General features: G+C 57.3%; 13 protein-coding genes and 2 pseudogenes. 9 read left to right on the forward strand and 6 right to left on the reverse strand.

The features are described 5' to 3' along the window. The first annotated feature begins 69 nt into the window (after positions 1-69). Positions 70-810 (forward strand): energy transducer TonB, encoded by a 741-nt coding sequence (locus tag AC3I0A_RS03755; RefSeq protein WP_489378403.1) that lies wholly within the window; start codon positions 70-72, stop codon positions 808-810. Then, positions 803-1,255: a ribosomal protein S18-alanine N-acetyltransferase gene (gene rimI, locus AC3I0A_RS03760; RefSeq protein ID WP_489376302.1), complete on the forward strand. Its 453-nt coding sequence runs from the start codon at positions 803-805 to the stop codon at positions 1,253-1,255. The genes AC3I0A_RS03755 and rimI overlap by 8 nt, the downstream gene beginning before the upstream one ends. Before the next feature lie 157 nt (positions 1,256-1,412). Here rimI and AC3I0A_RS03765 read toward each other — a convergent pair whose 3' ends face one another. After that, a complete protein-coding gene (locus AC3I0A_RS03765; RefSeq protein WP_489376303.1) occupies positions 1,413-1,817 on the reverse strand; it encodes a serine kinase/phosphatase in 405 nt (134 codons plus the stop codon). A gap of 154 nt (positions 1,818-1,971) precedes the next feature. Between AC3I0A_RS03765 and can the strand changes: the two genes are divergently transcribed. Then, positions 1,972-2,616 carry a carbonate dehydratase gene (gene can / locus AC3I0A_RS03770; RefSeq protein ID WP_489376304.1) on the forward strand — a complete coding sequence of 215 codons (645 nt, stop codon included), beginning with the start codon at positions 1,972-1,974 and terminating at the stop codon, positions 2,614-2,616. A gap of 64 nt (positions 2,617-2,680) precedes the next feature. On the opposite strand, the gene AC3I0A_RS03775 is transcribed toward can, so the two are convergent. After that, positions 2,681-3,853 (reverse strand): hypothetical protein, encoded by a 1,173-nt coding sequence (locus tag AC3I0A_RS03775; protein WP_489376305.1) that lies wholly within the window; start codon positions 3,851-3,853, stop codon positions 2,681-2,683. Between the two features lie 233 nt (positions 3,854-4,086). Between AC3I0A_RS03775 and AC3I0A_RS03780 the strand changes: the two genes are divergently transcribed. From AC3I0A_RS03780 to AC3I0A_RS03790, 3 genes are all read left to right on the forward strand, one after another. Then, complete coding sequence (locus AC3I0A_RS03780; protein ID WP_489376306.1) at positions 4,087-5,415, forward strand: MFS transporter; 1,329 nt, start codon at positions 4,087-4,089, stop codon at positions 5,413-5,415. Positions 5,416-5,772: 357 nt separating this feature from the next. Next, positions 5,773-6,909, forward strand: coding sequence for an XRE family transcriptional regulator (locus AC3I0A_RS03785; protein WP_489376307.1), 1,137 nt, complete (start codon positions 5,773-5,775; stop codon positions 6,907-6,909). After that, a complete protein-coding gene (locus AC3I0A_RS03790; protein WP_489376308.1) occupies positions 6,906-7,403 on the forward strand; it encodes a DUF4411 family protein in 498 nt (165 codons plus the stop codon). The genes AC3I0A_RS03785 and AC3I0A_RS03790 overlap by 4 nt, the downstream gene beginning before the upstream one ends. 210 nt (positions 7,404-7,613) lie before the next feature. Here AC3I0A_RS03790 and AC3I0A_RS03795 read toward each other — a convergent pair whose 3' ends face one another. Beyond that, positions 7,614-8,123 carry a RidA family protein gene (locus AC3I0A_RS03795; protein ID WP_489376309.1) on the reverse strand — a complete coding sequence of 170 codons (510 nt, stop codon included), beginning with the start codon at positions 8,121-8,123 and terminating at the stop codon, positions 7,614-7,616. A gap of 293 nt (positions 8,124-8,416) precedes the next feature. Here AC3I0A_RS03795 and AC3I0A_RS03800 point away from each other — a divergent pair. Both AC3I0A_RS03800 and AC3I0A_RS03805 read left to right on the forward strand, forming a co-directional pair. Further along, a pseudogene (locus tag AC3I0A_RS03800) lies at positions 8,417-9,055 on the forward strand (PAS domain-containing protein); the annotation flags it as partial. Positions 9,056-9,211: 156 nt separating this feature from the next. After that, a pseudogene (locus tag AC3I0A_RS03805) lies at positions 9,212-9,643 on the forward strand (methyl-accepting chemotaxis protein); the annotation flags it as partial. 42 nt (positions 9,644-9,685) lie between these two features. Here AC3I0A_RS03805 and AC3I0A_RS03810 read toward each other — a convergent pair. The 3 genes from AC3I0A_RS03810 to AC3I0A_RS03820 all read right to left on the reverse strand — a co-directional run bounded on the left by AC3I0A_RS03810 (position 9,686) and on the right by AC3I0A_RS03820 (position 11,395). Next, positions 9,686-10,054: a cupin domain-containing protein gene (locus AC3I0A_RS03810; protein ID WP_489376310.1), complete on the reverse strand. Its 369-nt coding sequence runs from the start codon at positions 10,052-10,054 to the stop codon at positions 9,686-9,688. A gap of 76 nt (positions 10,055-10,130) precedes the next feature. Further along, a complete protein-coding gene (locus tag AC3I0A_RS03815; protein ID WP_489376311.1) occupies positions 10,131-10,940 on the reverse strand; it encodes an AraC family transcriptional regulator in 810 nt (269 codons plus the stop codon). Between the two features lie 71 nt (positions 10,941-11,011). After that, positions 11,012-11,395 carry a DUF190 domain-containing protein gene (locus AC3I0A_RS03820; protein WP_489376312.1) on the reverse strand — a complete coding sequence of 128 codons (384 nt, stop codon included), beginning with the start codon at positions 11,393-11,395 and terminating at the stop codon, positions 11,012-11,014. Positions 11,396-11,539: 144 nt separating this feature from the next. On the opposite strand from AC3I0A_RS03820, the gene AC3I0A_RS03825 reads away from it, so the two are divergent. After that, positions 11,540-12,181, forward strand: a complete 642-nt coding sequence (locus tag AC3I0A_RS03825) for a LysE family translocator (RefSeq protein WP_489376313.1) — start codon at positions 11,540-11,542, stop codon at positions 12,179-12,181. The last annotated feature ends 19 nt before the right edge of the window (positions 12,182-12,200 follow it).

Consider the following 12,200-nt stretch of genomic DNA (forward strand, 5'->3'; position numbering starts at 1 on the left):
GCACTTTAGTTATCCACAAGTGGCCGAACTTTGCTTATCGAGTCCCGTCGCCGCGCTTATTTGACCGCCATGCAGGTGGTCAACTGGCTGCCGCGCACCGAGTTGCCCTTTGCTGCGCCCTCGCGCCCCGAGCTGCTGGAAATGCCCGAGCCGCTGGTCGTCGCCCCGGTTGCGCCGGCTCCAGTAGCTGATGCGCCGGTGGAGCCCGTGGTCAAACCGGCCGAACGGGTGAAAATCGAGGTGCCGCGTCCATCGTTGGCCAGCACGCGCACGAACGCCAAGGTCGAAGAAGAGGCGACCCCAGCCGCGGTCAAGGCAGCACAAGTGCCGCCGCCACGTTTCGCCTTGCAGCTGCTGCGGGCCGGTGCTTGCCTGCTGCTGGTGGAGTTACCCACAGGTGAAGCCTTCCAGACCCGCGATCCTGCCTATTTGCTGCTCAAAGACATGCTGCGCGCCGCCGGTCTGCCGGACAGCCCGCAAATCGTTGGCGAGCCGGTGCGCTGGCCATTGCTGGTGCGAGGCACGATGGATCAAGGTCCAGAAGCTGCGCGCGACTTTGTGCAAGGTTTTGTTTCGGCGCGCCTTGAAGATGCGCCGTGCGTCTGTCTGTGGCTGATCGGCCTGCCGGCAGTGCGTTTTGCCGGTGAGGCGGATGCGCAATCCTACACTCGAGAACTTCAGGTCGAAGGTCTGGGCTCGGTCTGGGCGCTACCCGGCCTGGAATTATTAATGGAAGAGCCACAGCGTAAGGCTGATGTCTGGCAAGCCATGCGTCGGCTGATGGCGCGCTGGAAAGAATCGAATGAGTGATGCTGTATCATTCCGCCCAATGACCGAGGCGGATCTCGACGCTGTACTGAAAGTTGAATACGCGGCGTACAGCCATCCCTGGACCCGTGGCATTTTTCTTGATGGCCTGGGCAAATACCAGATATGGCTGATGTTCGAAGGCCAGCAGCAGGTCGGGCACGGGGTGGTGCAGATCATTCTCGATGAAGCCCATCTGCTGAACATCACCGTCAAACCGGAGAGCCAGGGCCGTGGCCTGGGTTTGACGTTGCTTGAGCAGTTGATGTCCATTGCCTACAAGGCAGAGGCGCGGGAATGTTTCCTGGAGGTGCGTGACAGCAACCGGGCGGCCTTTCGGTTATACGAGCGCTACGGCTTCAATGAAATCGGCCGTCGGCGCGACTACTACCCGGCAGTGGGCGGGCGTGAAGACGCAGTGGTCATGGCGTGCACGTTGGTCGACTGAAAGGTTTGAAAGCTTCGCGGGCAAGTCGGATCGCCGCACCGCCGCTCCCACAGATTATGGGGTCAATCCCAAAATCTGCTGCTGGCACGAACCAATGTGGGAGCGGGCTTGCCCGCGAAGGCGTCATTTCAGCCAACATTGAATGTCCGGTTCCGCGCTACCGATTACCATCCACAGGGTCCTGTTCGGCCATTTCGGCCTCATCCAGACCATTGCCGCCGCCGATGTCGTCTTCATCGACGATGCTCAGATCCCAGTCGGCTGGTTCGTCTTCGCCGGCTTCATTGCCATCGCGCGCTCCGTCTTCAAGGATCATTGTTTCGGCGCTGAGGTCGTCATCGGTTGATTCATGGTCCGGCGTCGTTGCACCAGTCATGCCTGCTTCATGGCCGCGCTTGGGCGGTGGTTCCTGCTGGCGTTCGCTCTCAGGCGTCAGCTCGGCAATGCGGTCGCTGGACTCGTCTTCATCGAAGTGCAGCTCGTCCATCGACCCCATGCGATCTTCGTCGTCATCAATCGGCTGAGGTTGCGGCGCGCCGTAGGGACGTCGTGATTCGGTCATGGTAATTATCCATAATGTGGGGGCCTATTAGGTGGGACAGGCGTTACCCTTTAAGATTCCACCGTATTTCCCCGTTTGGCTATCTGTCATTGAGCGTGACCCAGACCGGCGGTCGTCTGTCAAAGCAGTGCATCAACTCTTGAGGCTTCACAGCATGAACGAACTACAAGATCTGATTGATAACAACGAGCGCTGGGCCGATGCGATCACCCAGGAAGATCCTGACTTCTTCGCCAAACTGGCTCGCCAGCAAACCCCTGAATACCTATGGATCGGCTGTTCGGACGCCCGCGTGCCGGCCAACGAGATCGTCGGCATGCTGCCCGGTGACCTGTTTGTACACCGCAACGTGGCCAATGTGGTGCTGCACACCGACCTCAACTGTCTGTCGGTGATTCAGTACGCCGTGGACGTGCTCAAGGTCAAACATATTCTGGTGACCGGTCACTACGGCTGCGGCGGTGTGCGCGCCTCGATGCAGGATCGTCAGTTGGGTCTGATCGACGGCTGGCTGCGTTCGATTCGCGACCTTTACTACGAAAACCGTGAACCGCTGGCCCTGCTGGCTACGGAAGAAGAGCGGGTCGACCGCCTCTGCGAGCTGAACGTGATCCAGCAAGTGGCCAACGTCGGCCACACCAGCATCGTGCAAAACGCCTGGCATCGCGGGCAGAGCCTGTCGGTCCATGGTTGTATCTATGGCATCAAGGACGGCCGCTGGAAAAGCCTGAACACAACCATCAGTGGCTTTGAGCAACTGCCACCGCAGTACCGATTGCGTCCGGTCGGAGCGGTTTAACCTCTGCCGGTCACCGTCTCAGCCTGCGTCAGCAAAGGCTGACGCAGGCTTGGGGGCGCTGGTTTTACAGCTGCGACGTGGCCATCGAAGGCTTCGGAGCGGGTGATTTCAGGCTGTTCAGCTGAGCCTTGATTGGCGCTGTCGAACATTTGGCCTGAGCTTGCTCGGGTGTAAGACTGCGGATCGAGGTGTAGAACAGCTCACAGGTTTGCGCTTTCTGGGTCACTTGCCAGGTTTGCGTACAACTTTTCAACTGCACACCTGGATCGCTTCCAGGCTTGCTGCCCATCCCGGCCTGCCAGCACGCGGCACTCAAATCCTGACCCATGACTTTCAAACCGGCGGCATCGGCCTTGGCTTCATCGCCGTCATAGGTCTCAGGGTCTGCCGCGTACCAGATATAACTTGGGTGATTGGAGCCCAAAACCGGCACCTTCACGCCCTCGGTCGGGCTGATCTCTGCCAGGCCCAGCACACTCACGGTCGCTCCATATTGTTGCTTGATCCAGTTACGTACCGGAGCGCCGAAGGCAACCATTGGCAAGGCTGCACCGCTGGCGTTCTGGCTGACTTCCTTGACCATGGTGGTCTGGTAGTCCGTGAAGTAGCCGTAGACGCCTTCCAGATCCTTGCCCGCGTTGGACGGCGCGGCAATCGGAGCGATGTCGATAATGGTCTGATAGCCTGGTGTCTGTTCGACGGGAATACCGTTGACCGTCAACAACGTGGCCCAGCGGTCGGTGGTCTTCGATTCCAGATAGTCCTGCGCCTGGGTCAGTGAGTAATCCGGCGGGAAGTGCAGCAACTCGACACTCTTGCGGTTCTCCAGGGCCATTCCCAGCGGCAGGAACAGATACCAGCTATAAGCCCACTTGCCGTCGGCGTTCAGTTTGCTCGCGCCGTTGTAGGCCAGATCCCCGGCGTCCAGCAGGGCTGTCAGTGGTTTCGCGTAGCTGTTCGGTACGCCGCTGATGCTCGCGTAAAGCTGATCGTTGTCGGTTTTGACGCTGACCTTCGCCGCGCTGTAGCCATCGCGTTGCACGCTTTGGGTCAAGTAGTGCTCGACAGTCTGCTCCAGCGTCCAGTTACGGTAACAAATCACATCGCAGTTGTTGGGGTAGGCGAACAATCGGGTAACACGCTCGGTGCTGCCCAGCTTCAGGTCGGCATCGGCGTGTGCGGTAGCACTCAGGGTGAGGGCGGCGACAGTCAGGGCTAATCCTGTAAGTTTCAACATGCTTGGCTCCTTGTCAGCAGAGGCCCCGTTTGTACGGGGTGAATGTCCATACTGGAGCAGTAATGGGTGACAAAGAAGTGGGTGAGGAGAATCTTTCCGGTTATTGGTTTCGCCCGGTTTAATTCAAGGCACAGAAAACCGCTAAAAACCAACACAGAGACCTGATCGGGTTGTTCCTCCGGGCATTTGCGTAGACCATTGGCGCCGTGGTTTTGCCTATTCAGAGTTTGTTTATGACTGCCATTACCGATTCGCGACCGGCGCCATTTTCCCGGTCGGACTACAAGACGCTGGGGCTGGCGGCCCTCGGTGGTGCGCTGGAAATTTACGATTTCATCATCTTCGTATTTTTCGCGCTGACCCTCAGCCAGCTGTTCTTTCCGCCGCAAATGCCCGAATGGCTGCGCTTGCTGCAAAGCTTCGGGATTTTTGTCACCGGCTACCTGGCGCGGCCACTGGGCGGAATCTTGATGGCGCATTTCGCCGATCAGCTGGGGCGAAAAAAAGTTTTCAGCCTGAGCATCTTGATGATGGCATTGCCGTGTCTGCTGATCGGGATCATGCCGACCTACGCTCAAATCGGCTATTTCGCGCCGTTGCTGTTGCTGGCGCTGCGGGTGCTGCAAGGCGCGGCGGTGGGCGGCGAAGTGCCGAGCGCCTGGGTGTTCGTCGCCGAGCATGCTCCGGCAGGCCATCGCGGCTATGCCTTGGGGTTTTTGCAGGCCGGGCTGACCTTCGGCTACCTGATCGGCGCACTGACTGCGACATTGCTGGCGCAGGTTTATACCCCGACAGAAATCCTCGATTACGCCTGGCGTTATCCGTTTCTGCTGGGCGGAGTGTTTGGTGTGATTGGCGTCTGGCTGCGTCGCTGGTTGAACGAGACGCCAGTGTTCATGGCGATGCAGGCCCGTCGTGAAGCCGATGTCGAACTGCCGCTGCGCACCGTGCTGCGTGACCATCGTCGGGCCATGCTGCCAGCGATGATCCTGACCTGCGTGCTGACTTCAGCCGTGGTGGTGTTTGTGGTGATCACCCCGACCATGATGCAAAAAACCTTCGGTATGACCGCCAGCCATACCTTTGCCCTGAGCAGCCTGGGCATCGTGTTCCTGAACATCGGCTGCGTACTGGCCGGGCTGATCGTCGACCGCATCGGCGCCTGGCGCACGGTCATGCTCTACAGCCTGCTGCTGCCGTTGGGTATAGGCGTGCTCTACTCCTGCCTGATCGCTGGCGGCAATTGGATTGGTCTCGCTTACGCGGTGGCCGGCCTGAGCTGTGGCGTGGTCGGTGCGGTGCCTTCGGTGATGGTCAGCCTGTTTCCTGCGCGGATCCGCGTCTCCGGAATCTCCTTCACCTACAACATCGCTTATGCACTCTGGGCGAGCATTACGCCGTTGTTGCTGATCGGTTTGATGCCCTGGAGCCCGTGGGTGTGCGTGATCTACTGCGCGGTAATGGGGGCGATTGGAGTCGGCAGCGCGGCGTATTTTGGTTCGCGTGTGGCTGGGGTTGGGAGTCGTGTGGACGAGTCCTTGCGGATGCAACGTCCGGCTTGAAACCAATCGCGGGCAAGCTTCGTTCCTACAGGAATTATGCAATCTTTGTAGGAGCGAGGCTTGCCCGCGAGGCGATATTAAGGACAAATCAACTTACGCATTTAAACGTCGGGAATTTCCCGCCACTTGTGTTTGTCGAGATTGTGGCACTTATGGGCTATCAATTGACGACCTGTGCAGCCACTCCTATAGTCACGCCCAACCAATTACAGCTTTTCGGCCACGGATTATGGCGATGAACAGAGCGATGGGGCCTGGTTTTTGGACTCATGCAAAACGCTCTATCAACGTTCCGAGATGGATTACGGATATCAACGAAATGACCCTTTTCTCTTCCAGTCTTACGCGCGCCCCTTTATGAACCAGTCCGCCTTCATCAACCCCGCCATCCTGTCTTGGTCTCGACTGCGGGCAGGTCTGTCTGAGGTTCAGGTAGCCAAAGGGTTTCCTGTCAAGCCGGAAAAGATCAAAGAGTGGGAAGCAGGTAAGAGCTTGCCGACTTTCAATCAAGCGCAAAAGTGGGCTTCCATCGCCCATGTACCCTTTGGCTTCCTCTTTCTGAAGGAGCCTCCAGCCGAACGTTTGCCGTTACCTGATCTGCGCACTGTAGGAGGTGTTTCTCCCTCTCAGCCCAGCCTGAACCTGATGGATACCGTCAAGGACGTCCTGCGTAAGCAAGATTGGTATCTGGAGTATTTACAGGATCATGAGCGAGAACCTTTACCTTTTGTCGGTAGCTTCACTAGCCGTTCGCCTCTCAAAGAGGTGGTCGCCGATATCCGTCGGGTACTGCGTGTAGGCGACGAGGCCGCGCGCTTAAGTTATGAAGATTACATGCGGGCTCTAATTGGAGCTGCAGAGACGGTTGGTATTCTGGTCATGCGCAGTGGCGTTGCACTGGGCAATACCCACCGAAAACTGGATGTCAGTGAGTTTCGTGGTTTTGCGATAAGCAACCCCTTGGCCCCCGTGGTGTTCATCAACAGTGCAGATGCACCCACCGCCAGATTGTTCACGCTTTTGCATGAGCTGGCGCATATCTGGATTGGAAGTAGCGGTATTTCCGATGGCAGCAGTCACAGTGATCGACATGAAGAAGCGTTCTGCAATGCGGTCGCCGGGGAGTTCCTTGCCCCGGAAGAAGCTTTCCGAGCTGAATGGGTCTCCGGAATCGGCTGGGAAGAAAACCTTGCTCCGTTAGCCACTCATTTTCGCGTGAGTACATTGGTTATCGCACGCCGTGCGCGGGATTTAGACTACATAACCACCGAACAGTACGGCGCTTATTACCGGAAAATACTGCAAGCGTATCGAGATAAAGAGGGCAGTGGTGGTGATTACTATCGGACTGCCGCGACCAGAAACAGCACTCGCTTGAGTAAGGTCGTATTGGCCGAGGCGCAGAGTGGCCGCATTCTGCTGCGTGATGCCGGCAAATTGCTGGGGGTACAGCCTGCGAAATTGAAGTCCTATGCCAGTAAGTTACCGGCATGAAGCATCTATTGGATTCCAATACCCTTATTGAAGCCAAAAACCGCTATTACGGCATGTCTATCTGCCCAGGCTATTGGTCGTGGTTGCTTCATCAGCATCAAGCCCTGGAGATTGCCAGCATCGTTCCCGTTCGGGATGAACTAGCCAAGGGCAATGATGAGCTGACCAAATGGGTCAAGGAAAATTCGATCATTTTTCAAGAGGCGAGCGACGCAGATACTCAGGTCGCCTTTGCGAATATTGTTACGAGAATTGCTGAACAGGCCGCTGTAATGAAAGCCGGGGCTCTGGACGAATTTCTCAGCGGCGCAGACCCATGGCTAATTGCGAAGGCGATGACCACAGGTGCGGTGGTGGTTACACATGAGGTCTACAACCCGGATATCAAACGCAAATACACGATTCCGAATGTGTGCAAGCTGTTCGGCATTCCTTATATGAACACCTTCGAACTGCTGAGTAAGCTTGATGCGCGATTTGTTATGCACATCTAGTAATGTTCCGTCCGCCTCAAACTCAATCGTTAGCACCATCATCCCCACGCTTCTGATTAAACGCCCCCGTGACCCAGAGATTACATGTCTGAGACACTCCCCTCTGCCGAGCTGCCCAATCGAACCATCATCAGCCACTACGACTCATGACGAAGAGGGCGACGCTGAGCTCAAGCCTTGCTTCCCGCTCAACAGATGCCGCTGGGTAAATCAGTCTTCTGCTTCCTCATGAGGAGCCTCAGCAGGCTCGAGCGCCACAATCATGTCGACTTCAACGGAAGCATTTTTGGGCAGTTGATAAACGCCCACTGAAGTTCGGGTGTGGACGCCGGCTTCGGCAAAAATCGAGTAGAGAACTTCAGACGCACCGTCCGCCACTTCGCTTTGCTGGGTGAAGTCCGCCGCACTTTGGACATAGACATTGATACGCAAAACCTTCTTGATCCGGTCCAGATCACCGAGCAACTGACCCAGGACGGCCAGCGCGCGCATGGTGCAGATTCTTGCGGCATGCCGACCCAGCTCCAGAGAGACTTCTGCGCCCACACGGCCGACCACCATGACAGTGTTGTCGATACGCGGGATCTGGCCGCTGACGTACACCTCATCGCCGTTTTGCACTGCAGGCACATAGTTGCCACCGATGCGCATTTCACCGTCGAAACTATGGCCGAGCTCTTTGGCGATACCGTCGAATAGCGCTTTGCGTGAACGTTCCATTGCGGGGCTCCCGGATAGCCGCGGATTGTTTGTCAGCCCCACTATAGCGCGTTGGGTCCGTAAGGATATTCGGGTTTTCCAGCCTGAAAAGGCAAATAGCCATTATTTTTGCAGGGCAAACTTGAGTCGCTCTTCAGAAAAGTTTTTCGTGGCCGATGGCTAGAGTTACGCAGCTCTCAATTTTGCCCATCGGTGCATTCCCCATGTTCAACAAACGCTTGAAGCAGGAGCTGTCGGCTCTTCGCGAAGAACTCTCCAGCCTTGTGCAAGTGAAAGAAAGTCTGGAAAGCGAGATGCTGGTCATCACCCTTGATCCCGATGGACGCATTCAATCGGTGAATCAGAATTTCATCGCAGAGATGTTCTACAAGAGCAGCGAAGTACTCGGGCGGCATATTGAAGATATCGTTCCGGCCCATGTGAAGTCGGATGAGTTTCACCATCGTTTCAAGACCGCACTAACCCGTGGCGAGCACTTTGCCGGTACGGTTCGTTTGCTCAGAGGTAACGGCAACGAAGCCTGGCTGCGCTCGATCGTGCAACCGGTTCGATCCTCGGACGGGCGGATCAAAAATTTTTCGATTTACGCCAGTGACCTGACCCGCACCATTGAAGCTTCCCGTGAACATGAAAACCTGATCGGTGCATTGGTGCGCTCAACGGCGGTGATCGAGTTCGATATGAGCGGCATCGTGCTGACGGCCAATGACCGGTTTCTCAACGGCATGGGTTACAGCCTGGCGCAGATCAAAGGTAAACATCACCGCACGTTCTGCGCGCCGGAGGAGTACAACAGCGCGGAGTATCAGGCGTTCTGGAAGCGCTTGAACGCCGGCGAGTTCGTTGCCGAGCGTTTCAAACGCATCGACAGCCATGGTCGCGTGGTCTGGCTGGAGGCCTCTTATAACCCGGTGACCGACGCCAATGACAAGCTCTACAAAGTGGTCAAGTTCGCCACGGTGATCACCGATCAGGTGAATCAGGAACAAGCCGTCTGCGAAGCCGCGAATATCGCCTACAGCACTTCGTTGCAGACTGACAGCAGCGCCCAGCGCGGTACCACAGTGGTGACTCAGGCGGTGAATGTGATGCGCGATCTGGCCAGGCACATGCAACAGGCCGGCGAAGGTATCGAAGCGCTGAACGAGCAATCGCTGGTGATCGGCACCATCGTCAAAACCATCAGCGGCATCGCCGAACAGACCAACCTGCTGGCGCTCAACGCCGCGATCGAGGCGGCCCGTGCCGGCGAGCAAGGTCGGGGCTTCGCGGTGGTCGCCGATGAGGTCCGGCAACTGGCTTCGCGCACCAGCAAGGCTACCGACGAAATCGTCGGTGTAGTGCGCCAGAACCAGGACATGGCGCGCGACGCAGTGGCCTTGATGAGCGACGGCAAACTCCAGGCTGAACAAGGCCTGGCATTGGCCGCCGAAGCAGGCACGGTGATTGTCGAGATTCAGGACGGCGCGCAGAAAGTGGTCAGCGCGGTGGGGCAGTTTGCCAATCAGTTGGCGACGTAAATGCGGTTGGCGGGGGCATAGCCGCATGACCCCCTGTGGACTTCAAATCCACAGATCATTCACCGCAGTCCGCTCTCCACCCTCATGCCCGGTGTTCAAGACGCCTTTGGGCTCGATCAGCAGCAGTTTGACCTCATGCTCGGCATAGGGTTTGTGCTCGACGCCCTTGGGCACGACAAACATTTCGCCCTGGGACACAGACACCTGGCCATCGCGAAAGTCGATGCGCAGCTGACCTTCAAGCACGATGAAGGTCTCGTCTGTGTCGGCATGCTCATGCCAGATGAAATCCCCTTGCAACTTCACGACCTTGAACTGGTAGTCGTTCATTTCGGCGATGACCCTGGGCGTCCACTGCTCGTTGAACAGGCTGAGTTTTTGCGCAAAGTTCAGGCTTTGATAGTGTTCCATGAGGTTCATCCGCTGGTTGATCTTGAGCCGACGATAACCAGGGCAGCCGTGTGTTTCTTGTACGATTGTGTAGTCTTCAGCGCCCGTGCATTTTCAACCAGCGCGCGGGCGACAGGCCGTAGGTTTTGCTGAACTGTCGGGTCATGTGGCTTTGATCGGTGAAACCGGCGATCAGCGCGGCGTTGACCAGCGGCTGGCCCTGTATCAGCAATGAGCGGACCAGATCGAGGCGGCGCATGGTCAGATATCTATAGGGGCTGGTGCCGAACAGTAAGCGGAAGTCTCTCGACAAGCCCCAGCGATCCCGACCGCTGTGCTCGGCCAATTCATCCAGCGTCACCGTACGCTCCAGCGCACTGTGCATGAATTCCCGCGCCCGTTCCGCCGCCAGGTAATCGAAGCTCTGGCGAGTCGTTGGCACACCGGACACGGCACTCAGGGCATTCGCCAGGTCGAACAGCGCGTCCTGCTCTTCCAGCGGATCAAGGGGGCAATCCAGGCTCTGCAGCAACACATTCGTCGCTGCGTACAGCCGTGGATCGTCAGACAGGCCGGTCTTGATAAAGGGCAAAGGCTTGCCACCGAGCATCTGCTGAATCAGCGCCGGCTCGATATACATCATTCGGTATTTGAAGCCGTCCTCGGTGCCAGCCTCGCCGTCGTGGACTTCATCCGGGTGCAGCACCATGGTTGCGCCCGGCAGGCTATGTCGCCACTCGCCGCGATACTGAAAGCTTTGCACGCCAGCAAGCGTGCGGCCTATTGCATAGGTATCGTGTCGGTGAAGGTCATAAGCGTGACCGGAGAAGTACGCTTCGATGCGCTCCAGGCTGCTGGTGTGGGACGCGCGGTGGAGCCAGTCGGTGCGGTTGTTTTGCTTGCCCATCGGGGGCTGTCCTTGCTGTGTGCGCAATGACAAGTACGGTAACGTACAGCGACCCGGCTGTCTTCATCGGGTCAAAGGCGTCTTGGGGGGCGCCCCCCACTCCTTGCACCGTTATCGGAGGAGGGAGGGGCCTTCTCGGTGTTCTTACCGACCGTTCCAAACTCGATCGGGGTTTTGATGTAGAACAAGAAAATATCCTCGCTCTCCAGGCGCTCAAACAGGCGCACGGACTCTTCTTCGGTAATCGCCAGACGAATCTCGAGGGGCTGATCGGCAAGCTCGAAAAAATGTGCAGAGTGCATTCGACCCGTATGCCCAAAACCCTCGATAGCGGTTGCCAGAGTGGCTCCGCGCAGCCCCATCTCTTTCGCTAGATCGACGATCCAGTCACCCAGCATTTTTCCGTGATGGCGACGATTTTGCTGAGTAAAGAAAATCACCAGGAAACCGTTCATGACCAATCTCCCTTAGCGTGCGCTAATCAGTTGAAATGAAAGAGAACGATGACCAGCCAATGATTTCAGCATAGCTGTTTGCTCCCCGGCGCGGTTACCCTTGCGCCATGACTTCACGGCAACAACACAAGGATGGTTAGTCCAATGGAGCTACAACACCAGATGTACGCCGGCCCGTTGTTGTCGCTGGCGTTGCTGTGGACTGTCGCGGTGGTTACGCCGGGGCCGAACTTCTTCACCACGGCGCAACTGGCAGCCAGTTGCTCCCGTCGTCATGGGGTGTTTGCCGCGTTGGGCGTGGCGACTGGCACCGTGTTGTGGGGCCTGGCCGGAGGTTTAGGCATCAAGACGCTGTTTGCCGCCGCGCCGACGCTGTACCTGGCCTTCAAAATTGCCGGCGGCTGTTACCTGATCTACCTGGGTTTAAAGCTGTTCAAGCGCAAACCGCTGGCGGCAAGCAGCGACAATCGTCTGTTGGATGAGCCAAAACGCACACTGTTCTCGGCCTGGCGTTTGGGTTTTCTGGGCAATATGACCAACCCAAAATCAGCGCTGTTCGTCGCCACCATTTTCGCCACTGCCATGCCCGCTTCGCCACCGCCTCTGCTACTGACACTGGCGGTCATCACCATGTCGACGTTGTCGTTCTGCTGGTATTGCAGCGTGGCCATGCTTTTTGCCAGTAACCGTGTTGCGGGCGTGTATAGCCGCTCTCGCAAATGGCTGGATCGGTTCGCAGGCAGTTGCTACGTGCTGTTTGGCGGGCATTTGCTGGCCAATCACTGAGAGCGGTTCGCAGTGAAGA

It is taken from the genome of Pseudomonas sp. KH_024_B2 (assembly GCF_057839965.1).

Bases quoted from the DNA above. Each gene is read 5' to 3' on its own strand.
- AC3I0A_RS03755 (WP_489378403.1), top strand. From the start codon at position 70: ATGCAGGTGGTCAACTGGCTGCCGCGCACCGAGTTGCCCTTTGCTGCG.
- rimI (WP_489376302.1), top strand. From the start codon at position 803: ATGAGTGATGCTGTATCATTCCGCCCAATGACCGAGGCGGATCTCGAC.
- AC3I0A_RS03765 (WP_489376303.1), bottom strand. From the start codon at position 1,817: ATGACCGAATCACGACGTCCCTACGGCGCGCCGCAACCTCAGCCGATT.
- can (WP_489376304.1), top strand. From the start codon at position 1,972: ATGAACGAACTACAAGATCTGATTGATAACAACGAGCGCTGGGCCGAT.
- AC3I0A_RS03775 (WP_489376305.1), bottom strand. From the start codon at position 3,853: ATGTTGAAACTTACAGGATTAGCCCTGACTGTCGCCGCCCTCACCCTG.
- AC3I0A_RS03780 (WP_489376306.1), top strand. From the start codon at position 4,087: ATGACTGCCATTACCGATTCGCGACCGGCGCCATTTTCCCGGTCGGAC.
- AC3I0A_RS03785 (WP_489376307.1), top strand. From the start codon at position 5,773: ATGAACCAGTCCGCCTTCATCAACCCCGCCATCCTGTCTTGGTCTCGA.
- AC3I0A_RS03790 (WP_489376308.1), top strand. From the start codon at position 6,906: ATGAAGCATCTATTGGATTCCAATACCCTTATTGAAGCCAAAAACCGC.
- AC3I0A_RS03795 (WP_489376309.1), bottom strand. From the start codon at position 8,123: ATGGAACGTTCACGCAAAGCGCTATTCGACGGTATCGCCAAAGAGCTC.
- AC3I0A_RS03810 (WP_489376310.1), bottom strand. From the start codon at position 10,054: ATGGAACACTATCAAAGCCTGAACTTTGCGCAAAAACTCAGCCTGTTC.
- AC3I0A_RS03815 (WP_489376311.1), bottom strand. From the start codon at position 10,940: ATGGGCAAGCAAAACAACCGCACCGACTGGCTCCACCGCGCGTCCCAC.
- AC3I0A_RS03820 (WP_489376312.1), bottom strand. From the start codon at position 11,395: ATGAACGGTTTCCTGGTGATTTTCTTTACTCAGCAAAATCGTCGCCAT.
- AC3I0A_RS03825 (WP_489376313.1), top strand. From the start codon at position 11,540: ATGGAGCTACAACACCAGATGTACGCCGGCCCGTTGTTGTCGCTGGCG.